This is a genomic window from Paenibacillus sp. J22P143 (assembly GCF_059692035.1).
Genome location: NZ_JCAUAQ010000038.1, coordinates 16,546 through 36,465, shown reverse-complemented (window position 1 = coordinate 36,465; position 19,920 = coordinate 16,546). Strand labels below are relative to the sequence as shown.

Below are 19,920 nucleotides of genomic sequence, written 5' to 3'. Positions count from 1 at the left end.
TTTTAATCAGGGTGTCGTAGGTTCGAATCCTACATGACTCACCATTTGCCTTATTTACAGCATGCGCGTATGGCGGAATTGGCAGACGCACTAGACTTAGGATCTAGCGGGTGACCGTGGGGGTTCAAGTCCCTCTACGCGCATCAAACATCCCCAAGTCGTAACTTACGGCTTGGGGATCCCTATGCGGAAGTGGCTCAGCGGTAGAGCATCGCCTTGCCAAGGCGAGGGTCGCGGGTTCGATCCCCGTCTTCCGCTCCATTTTAGTAAGCGCCCTTAGCTCAGCTGGATAGAGTATTTGACTACGAATCAAAAGGTCGGGAGTTCGAATCTCTCAGGGCGCGCCATTTTTATCACAATTGTATCGGGATGTAGCTCAGCTTGGTAGAGCACCTGCTTTGGGAGCAGGGGGTCGCATGTTCAAATCGTGTCATCCCGATCAAGTAAGAAAGCATAGATTATCAGCCTCATGCTGATAGATTCTATGCTTTTTTCGTTTGTCCACATTTACGATGAGCTGGGCTTCAAGTTTCTGTTGGTGTATAGTAGACAGGGAGGAGGGCTACAACATGGAACTACGCTGGAGAAGGAATCTATTTATTTTATGGATTGGGGCATTCTTTTGCGCGATGGCGTACACACTCTCGATCCCGTTTATCCCTATATTTTTACAAGAAGACTTGGGTATACATAGTGGTTTGGAGGCTTGGTCGGGGATCACGTTTTCTGTGAGCTTTCTGGCGAGCGCGTTAATCGCACCTTATTGGGGCTCTCTAGCTGATAAATATGGCAGAAAGCCGATGCTGCTTCGCTCGGGACTGAGCTTAAGTGCTGTTTATTTTCTTAACTATTTCGTGAATGATCCCTATACATTTATTGTTGTCCGTGTTCTACAGGGTCTTATGGCGGGCTATATCCCCGCATCGATGGCTTTAGTCAGTACGAATACACCAGAGAAGCACGTTGGTTATGCATTGAGTGTCATGTCAACGGCGACGGCAGCGGGAAGCATTTTAGGACCATTGTTTGGCGGTATGCTCAGTCATTGGGTAGGTACAAGAGAATGCTTCTTAGCATCAGGCTTCGTTGTACTGATTTCTGCCGTGATTGCGGTAGTTGGTGTGAAGGAAGTTCATCAGAAGAAGGCTGGCAAGCGTCCAAGTGTTTTGCAGGACATTAAGCAAGCAACAGCCAATAAGCGATTATTATCTATTTTTGGATTAACCGTGTTGGTGGCAACCTCGGTGATGATTTTAGAGCCGTTGCTGACAATCTATGTTGTTCAAATTGGCGGCAGCGCCAAGGGGGCATCACTGAGCTCGGGTATTATCTTCTCGGCCGTCGGTGTCGCGACTGTCATCATGGGTTCGAGATGGGGTATTATTGGGCAACGCATCGGCTACGATAAAACGCTGCTAATTGGCTTAATCGGTGGCGGCATTGGGAATCTGCTGCAATTAGCTACGCACAGTCTAATCGCTTTCGGTGTGCTTCGTTTTAGTTATGGGTTATTTTTTGCTGCGGTCTATCCGGCACTGAGTGCGCTTATTGTGAAAAGTTCAGACGCTGACTTCCGTGGCCGCGCGATGAGTTTAAATCAAACATCGAACCAATTGGGGATGATGGTCGGTCCTTTGATTGGTGGATTCCTGGGAGGCCTAGTCGGGATTCATTCTGTTTTTTTACTAACGGGGTGCTCGTTGCTCTTAGCAGCTGCCTGGTTGCAGGTCAATCTTAGGAAGCAAATGAAACAGATATCAGCAGACTGAGGTTTCTTTGGGAATAGATTGGTCAATAAAGAGAATACAATCTAGCATACAGAAGGAGCAAATCGAAGATGTTGAAGAGAACATTAGGCCGCTTGAATAAGGAAACCTCTGTAGTGATGTTTGGTGCAGCTAGTCTTGGTCAGGTAACACAGGCAGAGGCAGATGCTTCGATCGCCTTCGCGTTGGCACATGGTGTTGATCATTTCGATACCGCGGCGAGCTATGGAGACGCAGAGATTCGGATGGGGCCGACGATTAGCCGGGTGCGGAATGATATTTTTTTAGCTACCAAAACAGGGCAAAGAACGAAAAAGGAAGCAAAGGAGGAGATATATCGCTCCTTGGAACGGATGAAGGTGGATTCGGTCGACCTGCTCCAGCTGCATGCGGTAGGCTCGATGGCGGAATTAGATCGCTGCACGGCAAAGGGCGGGGCACTGGAAGCGGCTGTAGAAGCGCAAAGTGAAGGCATTGTGAAAGAGATCGGGATCACAGGCCACGGACATGAGGCACCAGAGGTGCATTTGGAAGCTTTGCGCAGGTTCCCATTCGCTACGATCCTTTTTCCGCTGAATTACTATATGTACGGATTGCCAGCGTATCGTGAGGCTGTAGATGCCCTGATGGAGGAAGCGAACAAGCAGCAGACAGCGATTCGGGTGATCAAAGCGATTGCGAAGGCACCATGGGTAGAGGGAGCGGAGCGTCCATATGCGACGTGGTATGAGCCTTTTGATCAGCAGGAGATTATCGATGCTTGTGTGCATTTCGTGCTATCGTTCCCAAGTGTATGCGGATTCGCTAGCGCGGGCGATGTGCATTTATTTCCGAAAATTGTGGATGCCGTAGAGCGCTATGGCACGATGAACAAGGACGAAGTGGAGCGGATACTGAGCGGGATTAGCGGGTACACGAGTGTTTTTGGAGCGCCGACGTCGATCGCTTAAAGAGGAAAAGTCTTCACCCAATGAATGGGTTGAAGGCTTTTTTGTGTCTTCTTGGACGTATACGACACTAATAGGAGGCGCCATACGAATAGCTATGTGGTAGGTTAGGAGGCATGGAACATGTATAAATATAAGGCAATACCTCGACGCTTTTGGCAAGCTTGTGTTGGCGTAGTCCTAGTCGTAAGTGTGAGCACGGCAGTAATGAGCTATTTTTACATAAAAGGACTTGATGTGTCGCTGTTGAATCAGCCGCTTCCAGAGGCATCCATCGTGCTTGATAAGAATGGCCAAGTGGCGTCCCAGTTGTCTGCGTCAAAGATCGATGCTGTGGCCTTTAAGGAAATTCCACAGGTGCTCGTAGATGCGATTGTCTCCGTGGAGGATAGACGGTTCTATGCGCATAAGGGAGTAGACATGAAGTCGATCTTCCGCGCTGTTGCTCGCGATGTGCTGAAAGGCAGCTATTCCGAGGGAGCCAGTACGATTACTCAGCAATTAGCTCGTAATCTATTCCTTACTGCTGATAAAACGGTAGGTCGTAAATTGCGCGAAGCTGCTTATGCCATCAAAATAGAGAGCACCTATAGTAAGGATGACATTTTGGAAATGTATCTGAACAAGATTTATTTTGGGGAAGGAAGCTGGGGTGTGCAGGGGGCTGCAAAGACGTATTTTAATAAAAATGTGACAGAGATCACCTTGCCCGAGGCGGCGGTGTTAGCGGCCTTACCTAAAGCACCAAGTCATTACTCTCCTTTTCAAAATGAAGATCAGGCGCTGGAGCGAAGAAATACGGTCCTTAAGCTGATGCAGAAGGAAGGTAAAATATCTGGGCAGGAATATGAGAAAGCAGCTGCTTCAGCACTTGGAGCCGTGAAGACGGTTAATATGAATGAGGAAAAAAGGAGATATCGTGCATATGTGGATGCCGTTATCGACGAGGCTGTAACCCTCTATGGGTTCACGGAAGAACAATTGCTGACAGGCGGCTTGCGTATCACCACAGAGCTTGATCCTACGGTACAGAAAGCAGTCACTGATGTGGTTAACAATGACAGTCTGTTTCCAGCAAGTAAGCCAGATCAGCTTATTCAAAGCGGAGCCGCTGTTGTCGATCAGAAAACAGGCGGAGTTAGAGCGCTAGCCGGTGGACGCGGTGAAGGGGTATTTCGAGGCTTCAGCCGAGCGACCCAGTTAAAAAGACAGCCAGGATCAGCCTTTAAGCCTATCGCTGTTTATGGCCCTGCACTGGAAATAGGCTATAAGCCTTCAACTATGCTGTTTGATGGGCCGCTGAACATCGAAGGCTATCAGCCGCAAGATTGGGATCACCAGTCGAGGGGGCAGGTATCCATGCAAGAGGCCATCACATCATCCTGGAATATACCTGCGGTATGGCTTTTACATGAGATAGGCATCGACAATGGCTTGAAGTTTGCGAAATCACTGGGGATAAGTTTACCGGCACAAGATCGGCAGCTGGGTATCGCGCTTGGCGGGCTTTCAGAGGGGGTATCTCCGCTGCAGATGGCGCAAGCCTTTAGTGCTTTTGCAGCTAAGGGGGTCTTAAACCCAGCTCATCTGATCTCCAAAATAGAGACAAACGAAGGGAACCTCCTTGTTCAGGCGAAAGGGAAGGGGCTTTCGGTGATGCGTGCTGAAACAGCTAATGCCATGACAGCGATGCTGCAGACGGCAGTTGCGCAGGGGACCGGGAAGAATGCGGCTATGAACCGCCCCGTAGCGGGTAAATCGGGCACAACACAGCTGCCGGGGACGAAGGAATTTGAGGGGATAGGCAGCGGGAGTGCCAAGGATGCTTGGTTCGTCGGCTACACGCCGGAGTTGACGGCTGCAGTATGGGTCGGATATGACCGAACGGATGCGGCGCATTATTTAACAACCTCAGGCGGGGCAGTGCCCGCCGTATTATTCCGTGAAATATTGAGTCGTGCCTTAGCTCAAACACCTGTTGTTCCATTTGACATTCCAATGAGTGTACTAGAGAAGCCTCAGAAGGAAAACTCGGCAGGTCAGTCTCATTCGGATGAATCATCTGAGAAGGCTGACAAGGAGCTTCGGAAGCAAGCTGAGCAAGGACATGGACACGGCAAAGGGAAGCAGAAATAAATAAGGAAGCCCTCGAAATCCAGTAAGGATGACGAGGGCTTTATTTGTTCCTTAAAATTAGTCGCGTCTGTTGTCGTTCCCTTGTTTTTTCTCGTTCTTCTCATTATCTTTGTTTCTATCTTCGTTTTTATTATTGCTTTTTTCTATATTTTTATCTCTGACTTTATTGATCTCTTTGTTTTTGTCTTTGTCATGATCTTTGTCATTTTCTTTTTGCGGTTCTCTTTGACCATCATTTTTATCATCATCGTCATCATGATCTTTTGAATGCATGTTTAGATGAACATTCAATTTAGCTGCATCGAGGTTGTATTGTTTGGCGAGTTGCTGACCAAGCAGCTTCTTTACATCAGGGGAGCTTAAGTCAAGAGAACCAAGCAGGTTAGCAATCCATGCCTGGGCTTGGGAACCCGTGAGATGAATGTTACCGGCATGGGGTGATTGGATTCTTAAATCAAACTGAGACCCTTGCGATCCCTTGGTCCTCAGTTTGATATGCAGGTTGAAGTGCTGCCCATCTACGCTTACATCCATATCCTCCAATTCGGGATGACTACCTGACGGAGTCGCTTTTGGCGCACTGTCCTGGGGCTTTGTAGACGTTGCGGTTGGCCCAGCAGATGGGCTAGGTGCTTCCTTGACGGGAGCAGGCAGCTCACTTGGCACGGGGGTCGGTGACGGCTTTGTTTCTGAAGCGACAGGAGTTTCTGAGACTCCTTTCACATAAGCGGCCTGTTTTTTGTTATTCAGAATGACTTCAATCTCATTCCCAGTCCGTAAATCGCTGGGCTGAGCCTTCGCGTCATTGAGGTACACCCAGACGGATGAAGCTAAGGGAACGGTCTGATCACCAGCATCCGTACTTAAGGTAATCGTATCCGCCGTAAGGGTTGTCAGCTTGCCATGGATGGTTGTTGACGTTGTTGCGCTGGATGACGTTGCAGCATAAGCTGTCCAACCACAGAGCATCAGTGTAGCTACTACAGTAGCAATAATTGTTATTTTCATGCGTGTTAACATGTTAAACACCTCCGCTAACAACTTTCGAGGGTAGGGGAGGTTTTGAGACGGTACACACAAATCTACGAAGCAAATGGTTGGTCAGACTAGTCAGTATCGGATTGCAGGCGTTGCATGAATTCTTCAGCTGCGCTATAGCCTTGTTGGCGTAAATACCAGCTGTTGGCGGCTGCTTCAATAAGACCAGCAACATCGCGTCCAGGCTGTAACTGGATTTCAATATGTGGAACAGGAATGTCCATATAGTCGGTGAATGTGGGTTCTAGCTCTAGATCATTGTTAAGAGCATGCTCCTGCCACTTCGTTAGCTCGATATCGAGTACGATGCGTGTTTCGTCTTGAAAAGCCTTGCGGCCATAGAGCCGTGAGACATTAATCAGTCCGATGCTACGCAGCGCGAGGAATTCCTTCGTTTTGCCATTGTGTGTGCCGAGCAGTGTTTCAGGGCTAATCTTCTTCAGCACGACAATATCGTCAGCGACAAGGCGATGCCCTCTGCGAATCAGTGTGTGGGCTGTTTCGCTTTTTCCAACACCGGATTTCCCGCGCAGCAGGATGCCGATCCCCGAAACATTGACGCACACGCCATGGACGGCGATTTCCTGAGCGAGCGATTTACTTAAATATAAATCAACTAAATCCTGAAATTTACTCGTATGAGCACTGGTACGGAGAAGGGGGATTTTCTCTTCTTCGCAGTATTTGGTTAAGTATTTCAAGCCTTCCTGATTTCTCGTTACGACGAAACAAGGCGGGTGATATTTGACGATATTACCGATGTGCAAATTTCTTTCATTTTCGCTGAGCTTATGCAGGTAGGTAATTTCTTTGCGACCTAACAGCTGCACGTGTGCTTGCGGGAAATATTCAAAATAGCCGACAAACTCTAGGCCGGGGCGGTGTGCCTTGGTTTTGGTTATAGGTCGGTGGAGTTCCGAGTGGCCAGCGAGAATTTCGAGCGAAAAGCGTTCAACTAAGTCTTTCACAGTGACGGACTTCAAACGGGAGATCCTCCTTCAAGTTGTATGTTAGTAAAACGAGTATCGTAAGAATATGCGTTAGGTTGAATTCAAATCTTTCTCTACTAGATTCTATTTCGTATAGGAACAATCCTTCAATGAAAGCGCTCAAGCTCACTGTACATCGTATTTCATAGCATTTCATTGCTTTTGCACGTTAAGTTGGTATGATAATAGGAAAAGCAGTAAGGGGATTGAACATAAATGGACGCTACGTACAAGAATTGTCAAAGTTGCGGGATGCCTCTCGCTCGGGATGAGCAAGGCGGCGGTACCGAGAAATCGGGTATTAAGAGCAAGATGTACTGCAGTCATTGCTATCAGGACGGGAAATTTACTTTACCGGATTTAACAGCTGAGCAAATGAAGGAGAAAGTGAAATCGAAGCTGGTAGAGTTTGGTTTTCCACGGTTTCTTACGGGTCTATTTACAAGAAATATTCCAAAACTGAAAAGGTGGTCGCCCCGTGAGTAATAAGAATAATGTACAATCATTTGCAGCGATGAAAGAATGGCTTGCGATTCCGGAAACGATTCGAACGCGTCTGTTATCGAATGTTTATTGCGGGAAATGTGGGGATGTAACGACCGTCATCGACTATTCGGTGAATCTCGAGAAATTAGGTATTGTGCTGAATGGGAAATGTAAGACGTGTCTTAGTGAAGTATCTCGTGTTATAGAAAGAGAATAAAAATAACGAAAAAAAATAACGCTCCGCACCCTAATGGTGTAGAGCGTTTTCTAATTTCTTACGTTACTTATCCACCTCTCTGTATGTAAAAGCAGCTATCTGTGAAAGCCGCATTTTTTGGCAAGTGTTGGCCATGTTGAGAGAAACATGCTTTCCCACCTGTCTTCAGGTAATACGAGGATCCATCTGGCGATTTGATCCAAGCCCATTTCGTAAAGCGTGTGAAGCACTTCTTCTTTTTCCGAACCGGTTTTTAATGCTAACATCTCAAAACCACCTCAATCGATTGTATTCAAACAATTATGTATATGCCAATTTTTGAAAAAATGTGACGGTTATTTTCAAAATGCTTTCATAAGGCATGGGAAGTAACGTATTGTATACGGTTTTTGATGAAAATAGGGTGAAGTTTCCTCTTAGGCTCGTCTCATTTTAGCTGGCTGCGCATGCTCGGATCGATGGTTTGTAGCACCTGAGCAAGCTGCTCGTCTGAAACTGTCTCTCGTCCGTATCGCACCCGATTATAGGCAGTAGTCAGCACGTGAACTGATGCTTCTGCAAGCTGTGTTTGATGCTTGAGCTCCCAGCCTGTTTCGTTGGGTGTTAACGATTTTTTGAAGGTGTAGCCGCTCTTGGCCGCTTGGCCAATCAATAATCGATAGAGGTAGCGGATACGCTCCTCATTGTTCGGTAGTTGTGACCAAGAAGGCTCGCGAGTGGAAGAAGGCCACAGTTTAGAACTTGCTTTTCGCCACCATAGGTTAGGAAGCTCTCTCCAGTCGAGCAGGGCTTCTTTCTCATCTGTATAACCCTCCGTTTCATCATCTTGTTCACGACGCAGCGATCGCTTCCAAAAGCGCCGAATGAATGAGAGCAGGGCTGGCGCAAGCTTCTTCAGGAGCAGATAGAGGCAGAATAGAACGAGTGCAATCATCAGCACATAGCCTGCAATTTGTATAATTACCTGTATGAGAATTCCAAACCATCCCGGTTCATGAGGTGCAGCTGGCGGGAGTCCCACAGGAGGCGACGCTGAAGGGCTGGCTTCAGGTACAGGCGGTGCTTCGGAAGACATCAATCCCAATAACCAAGCAACGATGCCACGTAGTAGTCGGAGGATGCCTTGCTTTACTTGCTGAAAGTAAGCGACGGCAGCGATAACGGCGATAAAACCGATTAACCAAATATGACTGGAGCGTTTCACGGTTTGAGACAGTGACGATGCGGCAGCACGATCATTACCTGCTAAGGTAGCGATAAGGAGTTGAGCGCGATTCGTAATAAAGAAGAAGAGGATTAGGGTAGCGAATCCAAGTCCGTTTAAGGCTATTGTGTACGGATGCATAAGCTCCACTCGGGACATGATTGGAACACCAATGAAGTACATCACCCCAGAAATCACGAAAATGCCAGGTACATAAAGTGAGAGCCATCCGTCTTTGGTATACCGAATACCTCGATAGACGAGCGATGCACCAATGGCCGCACATAAAGCAACGTGCAAAGGGTCCGTTTGAAATACATAGGATAATCCGTAACCTGCAGCAACACAGACAAGGAACTCATAACCTTTCCGAGTTAGCCATTTCACCTGTCCGAAATAGGCGCCAATCACGAAGCAGAGCAGCAGCTGTATACAAGTCAGTCCAAGCATGCTATCGAACACATAGACCTGAGCCAAAGTGATTAGCGGGGCAAAGATAACAAGCTCGACGCTACCGAACAAGAGTGCTAAGCCGCAAATACGAAGGAAGTCGTATAGACGATTAGGCCGAGAATTTGGTTGATTAAGCAAGGGCCTGAGCATCTGAGGGAGCCACCTCCTTTTCACTGATGACGTCAAGAAGGTTATGTTGCAAGGGAACGATGAATACGGAATGACCAAGCGCTTCAAGGCGTTCGATACTGCGTGCCATCCCCTCGGAAACGAAGGCCGTCAGCAGGATGATATCCAGAGCTTCCCCTTCCACCTCGATGCCGTAATCGAGAAAATCTTCACAGGAGCGGGCACAAGAGATCGCGAGCTTCGCCATTGTTTGAAAAAGATGCTCCAAATGCGCCCAACCGCCTTCAGGTGCACAGTAAACGGGAACCCCCGGCTCACTCAGCAGCCAACCGTTATAGCCAAAACCAACGGGAACCCCTCGGCTCACGGCATGTTCGGCTAATGTCGCTGCGTAAGAAAGTGCTTTCTCGACGAGTTCGGGGTCGGTTACTGCATCCCACATCGTTGCTGTTACTTGGCTGTTGACAACGATAAGTAATCGAGGATCAGCAGTGAATTCCCGGTTATAAACTTGAAGCCGTCCACTCCGAGCTGTAGCTTTCCAATGAATGCTATTCATCGTATCCCCATAGCGGTACTCCCTTGCACCGGAAACGAGAAATGGATCGGGCATAATCCAACGCTGGATCGTCACGTCGCCTTGCCATCGGCTAGAAAGGAGCGGAATGTCATCGTGATTGACCAAACGCGGGTACACCAGCAGCTCGACTTGAATGCGATGTGTAGTAGAGGCTGCTTGTAAACCGACGAAATCCCCAATCGTTGCAGCAATGGTTTTCAGCTTGTACCAACCGCGTTTGGCTGCATGCACGCCATGGCGCCGCACGATACGGGTATAGGGCATGAGGCTGAACAGACTACGGTGATTTTGAAAAAGGGAGCCGCTGCTCACTTCCAGATTATTCATCTGTGTAAAATGGAGGCCCGCAGGAATCGTTGATTCCAAGCGCAGCCAAGGAATGGGCGCGAGCTTACGATTCACGATGGTCTCAATCATCAGAATATCATCGCCGACATGGCAATGAGTTGTATTGAAGGTTCGTTCAATGTGAAGTCCGCGAAACCCCCAGCGGGCAAAAAATTGAAACTGGAGGAAGAACAGCAGGGCGGCGATGATCACAATCCAGCTTATGCTCATGGCGGCTACCCCAGCTTCACTTCCGTAGGAACGGGGGTAGCAGCAAGCACACTGGTCAGCAGGGCATGTACCTGCTGATCTTGCCCACGCGAGCGCGTGCGCAGCAGAACGCGGTGCGCCCAGACGGGCGCCACCAGCGCCTTGACGTCGTCCGGCAGCACGTAATCGCGGCTGCGCAGCGCCGCATACACCTGCGCCGCCTTCATCAAGGCGCGCACGCCGCGCGGGCTGACGCCGAGCGCGGTATCCGCATGCGTGCGCGTCGCTTCCGCGAGCTGCACGATGTAGTGCAGCAGCTCGTCGCCGACGCGCACCTGCGTGAACAGCCGCTGCGCTTCGAGCAGCTCCGCGCGACTCACGACCGGCAGCAGCGCATCCAGCGGATCCTGCTGCTGGTAGCGCTGCAAGATCAAGACCTGCTCGGCTGCCGTCGGATAGCCGAGCGAAAGCTTCATCAAGAAGCGGTCGAGCTGCGCTTCCGGTAAGGGAAAGGTCCCCTGATTCTCGACAGGGTTCTGTGTGGCAATGACGAGGAACGGCGCGTCTAGCTTGCGCGTTTCTCCGTCGATGCTGACCTGGCGCTCCTCCATGCTCTCCAGCAAGCTGGACTGCGTGCGCGGCGTCGCGCGGTTAATCTCATCGGCGAGCACGATGTGTGCGAAGAGCGGGCCTGGGCGGAATTCGAATTCGCCCAGCTTCTGGTTGAAGAAATTGATGCCGCTTACATCGGACGGCAGCAAGTCGGGCGTGAACTGGATGCGCTTCATCGAGCCGTCTAGGGAGCGGGCTAATGCTTTGGCGAGCTGGGTTTTACCTGTGCCGGGTACATCTTCAAGCAGCACATGACCAGAGGCGATCAGTGCGATGACCAGGAGCTCAACCGTGTCGTCTTTGCCTATAATAACGTGACCGACGTTTTCTTTGATGTGGGAAGCGATGCGTCCGATATGTGCGATATTCAAATGATTAACCTCCTGAATAATGAATGATGTGAATGAGTTCAAAGTAGTCCTTATCACGTTTATATGGTATGTCGAGTCTTACATATATCCTACCTTAATTTTAACACCCCATAGGGGATTTTTACCAATGTTTCCTCGGACAACGATCGATTCTATCCATTCCGCAGAGTAAGTAAGGTTGATACACTAGAAACCCTTACTTCAACCTTAGCTTTAGCTAAAGGTAAGTGGCGGGAGTTTTCATTTGTATATTTGATGGGCAGTAAGTACAATGATGGTGATAATGAGTATTGTTACGAGAAATACTTCTAAATTGGGGAGTCCTGGGAGGTCAGGCATGTACAAGCTGCTGTTAGTGGATGACGAAGAGGATGTACGCGAAGGTGTCGTCCGTGAAATAAATTGGCAAGCGATTGGCTTTGAAGTCGTCGACAAGGCGGAGAACGGGGAAGAGGCGCTTGAGATGGTCGAACGTCTGCAGCCCGATGTGGTTGTGACGGACATCCAGATGCCTTTTATGAATGGCTTGCAGCTAGCTGAAGCAATTAGAGAGCGCTTTCCTACGATTAAGCTTCATATTGATGAATACGTGCTGAAGCCTTTCTCCGCGCAGGAGCTGGTGAATGCCCTCTTGAAGGTAAAGGGGCATATCCAAGAAGAGGTCGCACATCGCGAGGATGTGCAGCTGCTCAAGGAGCATTACCGCAAGAGTATGCCGGTGCTTAAGGAGAATTTCTTAGCGACGTTAATGAATCGGAAGCTCCCGCGGGACGAGGTGTTTGAGAAGTCGGCCCGGCGCAGCAGCGGAAGAAGTGGCTTCTCTCGTGCTTGGAATGAACATTCAATTGAATGAGATTGATGAACATGCAACTGCTGGAAACCATATGGCACATGCCTAGGAGTAATCGCAAACAAAATAAGGCCTGCCCTTAAGTAGATTCATCTGCTTTTGGAGCAGGCCTTTGTTGTTTTTACGAGCAAAGGCTAGCTTTGAATATCTTTCATTTCATTTCACAATGAACAACAGGAAACAGATATGTAGCATGTGTCCTGCATATAATCCTATATGGAAGGATAAGAGAGGAGTTAGTCCCTTTGATTGTAACCGCAAATAAAATAATGAAATTGTTTGTGATTACGGGTGGGGTCGTCGTGTTGGATATTCTCATGCTTTCACCAGGATTTCTTGGTATAGGGATCGGTCAAAGCGCGCTGCAAACGGCATTAGCCGTATCCATTCTACTTGCAAGTACGCTAGGATTACTATTTGGCGTATATAGTGTTCTAAACAAGCCAACCATTCGGCTACCCGTAAAGCAGATGAAGAGCCCTGAGGATTTGGAGGGTGCTTTGAAACAATTCAGAGCTGTGAAATCCCTAGCGCAGGAAATCGCGCTTGCCTTGCACCAATTGGAGCGAATGCGCAAAAAACAAGAGACGTTGCGAAGTGTACTCATCCAGAGATTTGAACCGAGTGGACTTAGCTTTCAAAAATTTGCTTCGACGACACAAGAGGTGGAGAAGTTATTTTTTCACAATATACGGAGTATGATAAACCGACTCCACGTGTTCGACGAAGACGAGTTTCAAAGTATCGCCAAACAGAGCGCGAGCCAGTTGTCCCCCGAGTTTCTTCAAGAAAAAAGAACCGTTTATAAATCACATATTACTTTTGTAAGAAGCTCTTTACATATGAATGAAGAAATTTTGCTCAAATTAGATAGGCTACTGTTAGAAATTACGCGATTAGATAGCTTAGAGATTGGTGATATAGGGCAAATGCCAGGTATGCAAGAAATTGACGCATTGATAAAGCAAACACAATTCTACAAACAGTAGAGGTGGTGCTCAAAACATGAACAAAACGAAGTTCTTCTTTATATCGCTTCTTATTGTGATTATTGTATTTATCGGTGTCTATGCTGGCGTTTCCTTGACAGCCAATTTTGGTAAATCCCAAACTCAAGTGACAGCGGAGAATGCCGCAAAGCAATTGAACAAGATTTATGAGAAGATCTCGGTGGTAAACGGAACGCCAGTCAAAGGTCAGATTGATATTAATCCGACAGATGTCGCTTCATCTCTGCCAGATATTTCGAAATTTCCAATAACGGTGAATAATACGACGGATTATTTCGTAGAAATTTTCTCCTCAACGGAGAAATCCGGCAGTGGCGTGGATGGTTGGTTAACGGATGTCGCGAATGAATTTAATAAAGCAAACATTCTGGTGAACGGAATACCTGCATCTGTGAAGATTCGAAATATTGCTTCTGGGACAGCGACGGACTATATCAAGTCGGGTAAGTATGTGCCGGATGCCTTTACACCCTCGAACGAGCTATGGGGTGAGATGATCAAAGCGGGCGGCCCCAAAATACAATTGGTCACAAAACGTCTTGTTGGGAATGTCCCTGGCATCGTTATTTCGAAGAAAAAGTATGATGCTCTCGTAGCGAAATACGGATCCATCAACGTAAATACGGTAACCCAAGCTATTTCAAATAATGAATTTGCCATGGGCTATACAGACCCTTTCGCGAGCTCGACAGGTCTCAATTTTCTTGTAACGGCATTAAGTACATTTGATAATAAAAACCCAATCAGCGATAAGGCGGTTCAGGAATTTGAAAAATTCCAAACGAACGTACCCTTTATCGCATCTACAACCATCCAAATGCGAGATGCTGCGAAGTCAGGGATGCTCGACGGCTTCGTGTTGGAATACCAGACCTTCCAGAATGCGGCGGATCTTAGTAAGGACTATGTCTTTACACCTTTTGGATATAGACATGATAGTCCGCTATATGCCATTGGCGATTTGCCGATCGTGAAACTTGATTTGATTAAACGATTTGCTGAATTTGTTACACAGGCGAAATATCAACAAACAGCCAAGGATAAGGGTTTCAATGGGCTAGAAGATTACAAGAGTGAACTCGCTGCCATAGAGGGTAATACACTTTCTTCGGCGCAAAAGGTTTGGAAAGAAAAGAAGAATGGAAGTAAGCCTCTTGCTGCTGTTTTTGTCACAGATATATCTGGCAGCATGGACGGTAAACCCATTAGTCGATTGAAAGAATCCCTGCTCAAAGGTCAGAAATACCTGGGTAAAGAAAATAGAATTGGTCTTGTGTCCTATGCCAATGATGTGACCATCAATCTGCCGATTGCCAAGTATGATACTAATCAGCAATCCCTGTTTGTCGGTACAGTTGGGAGTCTCCAAGCAGGCGGAGGGACAGCCACTTTTGATGCGGTTGTCGTTGCCATGAAAATGCTGGAAGACTATATGGCTGCAGATCCCAATGTTAAACCGCTTATTTTCGTATTAAGTGATGGCGAAACCAATTCAGGTCATTCCTTGAAAGACATTCGAGGATTGATTGAGACGTATCAAATTCCCATCTACACGATTGGTTACAACGCAGATATTGGGGCGCTTCAGAGTATTTCGAGTATTAACGAAGCAGCGAGTATCAATGCGGACACGGATGATGTCGTTTATAAAATTAGTAACCTGCTTAATGTTCAGATGTAATGTTAACTATTCATTCTGAGGGGGGATCTGCCATGTCATTCTCGATGGAAATTGTAGGTGAAGATGAGCTTAAGGCTGTTGTAGAGGAACAAGTGAAGCCAGTTCCGGAGGAAGTTGTTAAACTAAAAGCGCAAGCGGAACAGAATGTGCAATCGATCATGGAGATCGATCTTGATTCGCTCGAGAAACGAAAAAATATTTTGGCGGCGGTAGAAAACTTCGGCATAGAGACGATGCGAGCATCCTCTCAGAAAAATGCTTTACTCCAAGTAACGATAGGGAAGCTTTCGAAGTCTGGAGATGAGGGAGGGATCGTTGCCAAAGGACTTGGGGAACTTCAGTTGCAAATGAAGGATCTCGATCCAAGTGGGATCGACTTCGCGAAACGCGGGTTTCTAGGGAAGTTTTTTAATCCGCTAAGGTCCTACTTCCATCAGTTCGATAAAGCGGATATGGTCATTACCGAAATTATGGAAACGCTGGATAAAGGGAAATTAGGTTTGAAGGATGACAATACGACACTTCTTCTGGAACAGCACGCACTTCGTGATCTTACCAAAAAGCTTCGTAAAGAGATCCAATTAGCTTCTTATATGGATGAAACCATTGAATCTCAAATCGTACTAGCCAAAGCCCGAAATGATGATCCTGAGAAGATCAAATTTATTACAGAAGAGGTTCTATTTCCACTTCGTCAGAGGACACTGGATATGCAAGCCATGATGGCTGTCAACCAACAAGGATTCATTACCTTCGAGGTCGTTATCCGAAATAATAAGGAGCTTATCCGCGGTGTGGATCGTGCAAGCACAGTAACAGTAGCAGCGTTACGCGTCGCAGTCACGGCTGCCAGTGCATTGGCCAACCAACGAGTGGTGCTCAACCAACTTAATGCCCTATACACCACCACGAATACGTTCATTGAACATACGGGGCAGATGCTGAAGCAACAGGGTGTGGAGATTCATAAGGGCGCTATCGAGGCCAGTATTTCAGCAGATTCGCTCAAAAAAGCATTCGCTGACAGCTTTGAAGCCTTGCAGGCGATCAGTACCTATAAGCAAGAAGCCCTCCCGAAAATGCGCGAAACGATTACACAATTCCGTGAATTAGCGGAAACCGGAGAGAAGCAGATTCTGCGGCTTGAGAGAGGCGCGGCTGTTGGACTATAAAGGAAAAACCTCGGACGTAGTAAAAGGTCCGAGGTTTCTTTTTGTGTGTAGGGAGTATAATCCCTAGTCGCGGATTTCAACGATCAATTCAATTTCCACTGGCGTGTGGAAAGGCAGATCACTCGTGCCGATCGCGGAGCGGGCATGCTTACCATTTTCGCCAAAGATCTCAACGAGTAGGTTAGATGCACCGTTGATGACATACGGCTGGTCGCCAAAGCCGGATTCACTGTTAACGAAGCCGAGCATTTTCACGATTTTGACTACACGATCTAAATCGCCTAAATAGCCTTTCATGACGGCCAAGCAGTTGATGATGGTTTGACGACCAGCAGCTTGTCCTTGCTCAATCGTCACTTCACGGCCGAGTTTACCTTCATACATCAGTTCACCGTTGATACGGCAATCTTGACCGGATAAATAGATTAAGTTACCTGTTTGATTACATGGGATATAAGTGAAACGCGGTTCTGGTGAAGGGGGAAGCGTGATACCAAGCTCTTGCAAACGTTGTTCAATAACGGACATAGGAATGACCTCCAAGTCAAAGTTAGGTTTAGTTTTTAATGAAGCTGTATGAAAAGTTTAGTGCCGGCAGCAATGTTGAGCACGAATGAAGCTGCCTTCCCGCGCATGTGTGTGTTGACCGCCGGTCAAAGATAAGCCGCCATTCACGACGACATGCGAGATGCCATCTTGTGGAACAGATCAGGTTGCCCCACGTGGTCTGTTCGTGGCTCAATTCCTCGCGAACACGGGCACGAAACGAGGGATCACGCAGCATTTCAAGCTCGCTTTAAATCCGACATCGCCAGCGAGCCAAGGATTACCAGTGCCCATCGACGATGCGTCCGTTTTTCAAAATAAGATCCAACATGATGGGTCACCTCCCGAATTTATTCCAGCATGCCCCGTGCAAGCACAGGCACGCGTTCAAATGTGTCTCCACGCTGCATCACAATATGATTATGCAGGTTAACGGTACTGCAAATATGATTCGGAATCATGCGCAGCTGGTCACCGACTTGCAGGTTTACGGTTTGTGCCAGTGGGCCAAGCTCCACCATGCCATGCTCTTCGGTCATCCGAACGAGAAGCGCATCTTCTAGGCCAAGGATATGGCCAAATCCGCGCAGCTGCAAGGGATTCGTGCCTGGCTGCACATCGGTCGCGAAGGTTTTGCTGCCGCCGTCGACGATCGCAAGATCCGCCGAAGGACGGCTCACGACGGTGACAAGCACGCTGCCGGCGCAGTCCTCGAGCTCGCAGACGCCAAGCTGCGCCTGCATCCGATCTTGATAGACGTAGGTGCCGGGACGGACCTCCGTCACGCCCTCAACTGCCGCGGCGTACAAAGCCGTCGGCGTCGAGCCAACGCTGACATCGGCTATAGCGATGCCTGCTGCTCTAAGTCGGTCAGCCAGCGAGACCATCAGCTGACCTTCTTCTAGGCCGGCTGCCGCCACGTCGAGCGTGGGCTTGCCGGCAAGCAAGGAGCCGCGGAACGTGTAGATGCCGCTCAGCCGCAAGTGCGGCATCCCTGCAATCTCCGTGGCGAGCGCAGCTGCCTCATCATAAGGCACACCGGTTCGGCGTAGCCCGGTGTCAATCTCTAACCGAACCTGCAGTGTATGCCCCAGCTTAGCAGCGGTTTGCTCCATAAGCTGGGCACCGGCCAAGCTGTCGACCCCAACGATAAGCTCGATCCCCTCGCTAAGGCGAATCGCACGTTCAATTTTGCTCACGGTCACCAACGGATAAGCGATAAAAATGTTGAGAATCCCATGAGCCGCCATCACCTCGGCTTCTGATACTTTCGCCACGGTGATGCCAACAGCACCGGCGTCGATTTGAAGCTGTGCTACAGAAGGGAGCTTATGTGTTTTGGCATGCGGGCGTAGATTAACACCATTTTGTCGCACTCGGTCAGCCATACTAGCTATATTTCGAGCCATAATATCCGTATCAATGATGACGCAAGGCGTTTCTAGGGAGATCGTCATAGGGATTCACTCTCCTTCGCGTTACTTTTGCCTTCTTCCAGATGGCTGTAAAGGGTATATTTGGAAATGTTTAAATAGGTGCAAATTTTCTCGCCGCCTTTTTTAATGAGGAAAGCGCCTTTGGCATCGAGAAGCTGGATCATGCGCATCTTATCTTCTTTGGTCATGACGGCAACGGGCTTGCCGATGACTTCCTGCGCTTCTTGAATCAAGGCATCGAGTAGATCGCTTACGCTCGTTACGAACGATTCCCTCACCTCGGCATTCTCACCAGCGGGGTTTAAGAGGTTTTTCAGTGTTTTCTCGGCAACCATGAGATCGGTAATGTCCATGTTGATACAAAGTGAACCGATGATTTTACCCGCTTTATTTTTCATATACATCGAGCTGGAGCGCAGAATGCGGCCGTCCTTCGTTTGTGTTAAATAGTTAAATTTGTTGCCGTTTACATGATTGCCTCGCAGCAGCTCAAGGCCTAGATTCGTGCCTGGATCTCCGACTTTACGTCCAGTGATATGACCGTTCGCAATGGCGACGATGGAGCTTTCGTAAGACCCCGTCAAATCATGCAGCACGACCTCACAGTTCTCGCCGAATTGAGCAGCAAGCCCTGTCACCAGATCGCTCAAAAATCCGAATTCATCCTGAATTGATTCCATGCCGGTTATCCCCCTCACAGGTTGTAAGTTATTCTGAGCAAAATGGTAACAGAAACTTTTCGAATGTCAAACAAAAAGTTTGTTAGACTAAAAAAAAGTATGATCTTCCAAATGAACGAGGCAAATCAGCACATCCAGCTGCAAAGTAGCAGTTGGTGGCATAACAAAAACGCAGTCCCCCAAGTAGATAAACCTTACTTGGGGAACTGCGTTTTCTTAGCGCTACGATTTCCCCTTGCGGGTCATCTCCGCGAGCGAAACCCACTGCTCATCGGTCACCTCGAGCAGGTCATTAAACTGCCCGGCGCCTTGCAGCCACTCGCCGCCGTCAATCGTGATCACTTCGCCGTTAATATAGGCGGCGAAGTCCGAAATCAGATAAGCGGCGAGGTTCGCCAGCTCATCTTTTTCTCCGACCCGTCCCATGGGGACGCGGTTCAGGAGCTTCTGCGACAGCTCGGGCGTGGGAGCCAGTCGGCTCCACGCGCCGTCGGTCGGGAACAGCCCCGGCGCGATGGCGACTTGCCGGATCCCGTACCGCGCCCACTCGACGGCGAGTGAGCGGGTGAGGGCAAGCACACCGGCCTTCGCGGCGGCGGAAGGCACAACAAAGGCGGATCCGGTGGAGGCGTAGGAGGTGACGATGTTCAGCATCGTACCGCCTACACCTTGCTCGATCCACCTTTTTCCCAGCTCCAACGTGGTGTAGAACGTCCCGTGGAGCACAATGTTCAGCACCGCATCGACCGCTCGCGGTGACAAGTTCTCCGTCGGGCTGGCAAAGTTGCCCGCCGCATTATTAATCAGCACGTCGATGCGACCGAAGTGCTGCTCCACCGCAGTGATCATGGCAGCAACCTGCTGCGGATCACGCACATCGCAGGGATGGTAGAACACATTCCCGCCGTCAGCGCTCATTTCAGCCGCGGCTTTCGCGAGTACTTCTTCCCGCCGGCTGGTGATGGCAAGCTTTGCCCCAAGCGATAGGAATTTCTCGCCCATTGCGCGACCGAGACCCGTGCCACCGCCTGTAATCAGTACAACTTTATCTTGGAGTAATGCACCATCGAACATGGGACT

18 protein-coding genes, 4 tRNA genes and 1 pseudogene are annotated in these 19,920 nt (G+C 48.7%); 13 read left to right on the top strand and 10 right to left on the bottom strand.

The genetic code is table 11. From position 1 onward, the window contains the following. The first annotated feature begins 63 nt into the window (after positions 1–63). The 7 genes from AC58PQ_RS27805 to AC58PQ_RS27775 all read left to right on the top strand — a co-directional run bounded on the left by AC58PQ_RS27805 (position 64) and on the right by AC58PQ_RS27775 (position 4,849). Positions 64–143: transfer RNA gene (locus tag AC58PQ_RS27805), tRNA-Leu, on the top strand. Between the two features lie 43 nt (positions 144–186). Beyond that, a tRNA-Gly gene (locus AC58PQ_RS27800) sits at positions 187–261 on the top strand. 9 nt (positions 262–270) lie between these two features. Then, positions 271–347: transfer RNA gene (locus AC58PQ_RS27795), tRNA-Arg, on the top strand. Between the two features lie 18 nt (positions 348–365). Beyond that, positions 366–439: transfer RNA gene (locus AC58PQ_RS27790), tRNA-Pro, on the top strand. A 130-nt stretch (positions 440–569) separates the two neighbouring features. After that, positions 570–1,769: an MFS transporter gene (locus tag AC58PQ_RS27785; protein WP_497247328.1), complete on the top strand. Its 1,200-nt coding sequence runs from the start codon at positions 570–572 to the stop codon at positions 1,767–1,769. Between the two features lie 68 nt (positions 1,770–1,837). Further along, positions 1,838–2,716, top strand: coding sequence for an aldo/keto reductase (locus AC58PQ_RS27780; protein WP_497247326.1), 879 nt, complete (start codon positions 1,838–1,840; stop codon positions 2,714–2,716). A 120-nt stretch (positions 2,717–2,836) separates the two neighbouring features. Further along, positions 2,837–4,849, top strand: a complete 2,013-nt coding sequence (locus tag AC58PQ_RS27775; protein ID WP_497247324.1) for a transglycosylase domain-containing protein — start codon at positions 2,837–2,839, stop codon at positions 4,847–4,849. A 57-nt stretch (positions 4,850–4,906) separates the two neighbouring features. Here the strand turns inward: AC58PQ_RS27775 and AC58PQ_RS27770 are convergent, their stop codons facing one another. Beyond that, positions 4,907–5,869: a hypothetical protein gene (locus tag AC58PQ_RS27770; protein WP_497247322.1), complete on the bottom strand. Its 963-nt coding sequence runs from the start codon at positions 5,867–5,869 to the stop codon at positions 4,907–4,909. 86 nt (positions 5,870–5,955) lie between these two features. Next, a complete protein-coding gene (gene hprK / locus AC58PQ_RS27765; protein ID WP_497247320.1) occupies positions 5,956–6,870 on the bottom strand; it encodes an HPr(Ser) kinase/phosphatase in 915 nt (304 codons plus the stop codon). Positions 6,871–7,092: 222 nt separating this feature from the next. Here hprK and AC58PQ_RS27760 point away from each other — a divergent pair, with 222 nt between their 5' ends. Then, positions 7,093–7,362, top strand: a complete 270-nt coding sequence (locus AC58PQ_RS27760) for a zinc ribbon domain-containing protein (protein ID WP_497247318.1) — start codon at positions 7,093–7,095, stop codon at positions 7,360–7,362. Continuing rightward, positions 7,355–7,579, top strand: coding sequence for a hypothetical protein (locus AC58PQ_RS27755; protein ID WP_497247316.1), 225 nt, complete (start codon positions 7,355–7,357; stop codon positions 7,577–7,579). Before AC58PQ_RS27760 ends, AC58PQ_RS27755 begins: the two co-directional genes overlap by 8 nt. A 95-nt stretch (positions 7,580–7,674) precedes the next feature. On the opposite strand, the gene AC58PQ_RS27750 is transcribed toward AC58PQ_RS27755, so the two are convergent. The 4 genes from AC58PQ_RS27750 to AC58PQ_RS27735 all read right to left on the bottom strand — a co-directional run bounded on the left by AC58PQ_RS27750 (position 7,675) and on the right by AC58PQ_RS27735 (position 11,465). Continuing rightward, the gene (locus AC58PQ_RS27750; RefSeq protein WP_155993910.1) at positions 7,675–7,845 is read right to left on the bottom strand and encodes a hypothetical protein; all 171 of its coding nucleotides are present in this window, start codon (positions 7,843–7,845) and stop codon (positions 7,675–7,677) included. A gap of 161 nt (positions 7,846–8,006) precedes the next feature. Continuing rightward, positions 8,007–9,386 (bottom strand): DUF4129 domain-containing protein, encoded by a 1,380-nt coding sequence (locus AC58PQ_RS27745; RefSeq protein WP_497247314.1) that lies wholly within the window; start codon positions 9,384–9,386, stop codon positions 8,007–8,009. Continuing rightward, positions 9,367–10,503 (bottom strand): DUF58 domain-containing protein, encoded by a 1,137-nt coding sequence (locus tag AC58PQ_RS27740; RefSeq protein ID WP_497247312.1) that lies wholly within the window; start codon positions 10,501–10,503, stop codon positions 9,367–9,369. The genes AC58PQ_RS27745 and AC58PQ_RS27740 overlap by 20 nt, the downstream gene beginning before the upstream one ends. 5 nt (positions 10,504–10,508) lie before the next feature. Next, entirely contained in the window at positions 10,509–11,465 is a 957-nt protein-coding gene (locus tag AC58PQ_RS27735) for an AAA family ATPase (RefSeq protein ID WP_497247310.1), read from the bottom strand. Between the two features lie 337 nt (positions 11,466–11,802). On the opposite strand from AC58PQ_RS27735, the pseudogene AC58PQ_RS27730 reads away from it, so the two are divergent. The 4 genes and pseudogenes from AC58PQ_RS27730 to AC58PQ_RS27715 all read left to right on the top strand — a co-directional run. Further along, a pseudogene (locus tag AC58PQ_RS27730) lies at positions 11,803–12,255 on the top strand (response regulator); the annotation flags it as partial. Between the two features lie 305 nt (positions 12,256–12,560). Continuing rightward, complete coding sequence (locus AC58PQ_RS27725) at positions 12,561–13,304, top strand: hypothetical protein (protein WP_497247308.1); 744 nt, start codon at positions 12,561–12,563, stop codon at positions 13,302–13,304. Between the two features lie 16 nt (positions 13,305–13,320). Beyond that, on the top strand, positions 13,321–15,006 hold the full coding sequence (locus tag AC58PQ_RS27720) for a vWA domain-containing protein (protein ID WP_497247306.1): 1,686 nt from the start codon (positions 13,321–13,323) through the stop codon (positions 15,004–15,006). Between the two features lie 32 nt (positions 15,007–15,038). Continuing rightward, the gene (locus AC58PQ_RS27715; RefSeq protein ID WP_497247304.1) at positions 15,039–16,178 is read left to right on the top strand and encodes a toxic anion resistance protein; all 1,140 of its coding nucleotides are present in this window, start codon (positions 15,039–15,041) and stop codon (positions 16,176–16,178) included. 63 nt (positions 16,179–16,241) lie between these two features. On the opposite strand, the gene AC58PQ_RS27710 is transcribed toward AC58PQ_RS27715, so the two are convergent. The 4 genes from AC58PQ_RS27710 to AC58PQ_RS27695 all read right to left on the bottom strand — a co-directional run bounded on the left by AC58PQ_RS27710 (position 16,242) and on the right by AC58PQ_RS27695 (position 19,914). Further along, entirely contained in the window at positions 16,242–16,706 is a 465-nt protein-coding gene (locus tag AC58PQ_RS27710) for a RidA family protein (protein ID WP_497247302.1), read from the bottom strand. Between the two features lie 368 nt (positions 16,707–17,074). Then, entirely contained in the window at positions 17,075–18,181 is a 1,107-nt protein-coding gene (locus AC58PQ_RS27705) for an alanine racemase (RefSeq protein WP_497247300.1), read from the bottom strand. Next, positions 18,178–18,840 (bottom strand): helix-turn-helix transcriptional regulator, encoded by a 663-nt coding sequence (locus tag AC58PQ_RS27700; RefSeq protein WP_497247298.1) that lies wholly within the window; start codon positions 18,838–18,840, stop codon positions 18,178–18,180. Before AC58PQ_RS27700 ends, AC58PQ_RS27705 begins: the two co-directional genes overlap by 4 nt. 222 nt (positions 18,841–19,062) lie before the next feature. Next, complete coding sequence (locus tag AC58PQ_RS27695; protein WP_497247296.1) at positions 19,063–19,914, bottom strand: SDR family oxidoreductase; 852 nt, start codon at positions 19,912–19,914, stop codon at positions 19,063–19,065. Positions 19,915–19,920 lie beyond the last annotated feature (6 nt).

Excerpts from the sequence above, each read along its gene's own strand:
- AC58PQ_RS27785 (WP_497247328.1), top strand. The coding sequence starts at position 570 with ATGGAACTACGCTGGAGAAGGAATCTATTTATTTTATGGATTGGGGCA.
- AC58PQ_RS27780 (WP_497247326.1), top strand. The coding sequence starts at position 1,838 with ATGTTGAAGAGAACATTAGGCCGCTTGAATAAGGAAACCTCTGTAGTG.
- AC58PQ_RS27775 (WP_497247324.1), top strand. The coding sequence starts at position 2,837 with ATGTATAAATATAAGGCAATACCTCGACGCTTTTGGCAAGCTTGTGTT.
- AC58PQ_RS27770 (WP_497247322.1), bottom strand. The coding sequence starts at position 5,869 with ATGTTAACACGCATGAAAATAACAATTATTGCTACTGTAGTAGCTACA.
- AC58PQ_RS27760 (WP_497247318.1), top strand. The coding sequence starts at position 7,093 with ATGGACGCTACGTACAAGAATTGTCAAAGTTGCGGGATGCCTCTCGCT.
- AC58PQ_RS27750 (WP_155993910.1), bottom strand. The coding sequence starts at position 7,845 with ATGTTAGCATTAAAAACCGGTTCGGAAAAAGAAGAAGTGCTTCACACG.
- AC58PQ_RS27745 (WP_497247314.1), bottom strand. The coding sequence starts at position 9,386 with ATGCTCAGGCCCTTGCTTAATCAACCAAATTCTCGGCCTAATCGTCTA.
- AC58PQ_RS27740 (WP_497247312.1), bottom strand. The coding sequence starts at position 10,503 with ATGAGCATAAGCTGGATTGTGATCATCGCCGCCCTGCTGTTCTTCCTC.
- AC58PQ_RS27720 (WP_497247306.1), top strand. The coding sequence starts at position 13,321 with ATGAACAAAACGAAGTTCTTCTTTATATCGCTTCTTATTGTGATTATT.
- AC58PQ_RS27715 (WP_497247304.1), top strand. The coding sequence starts at position 15,039 with ATGTCATTCTCGATGGAAATTGTAGGTGAAGATGAGCTTAAGGCTGTT.
- AC58PQ_RS27710 (WP_497247302.1), bottom strand. The coding sequence starts at position 16,706 with ATGTCCGTTATTGAACAACGTTTGCAAGAGCTTGGTATCACGCTTCCC.
- AC58PQ_RS27705 (WP_497247300.1), bottom strand. The coding sequence starts at position 18,181 with ATGACGATCTCCCTAGAAACGCCTTGCGTCATCATTGATACGGATATT.
- AC58PQ_RS27700 (WP_497247298.1), bottom strand. The coding sequence starts at position 18,840 with ATGGAATCAATTCAGGATGAATTCGGATTTTTGAGCGATCTGGTGACA.
- AC58PQ_RS27695 (WP_497247296.1), bottom strand. The coding sequence starts at position 19,914 with ATGTTCGATGGTGCATTACTCCAAGATAAAGTTGTACTGATTACAGGC.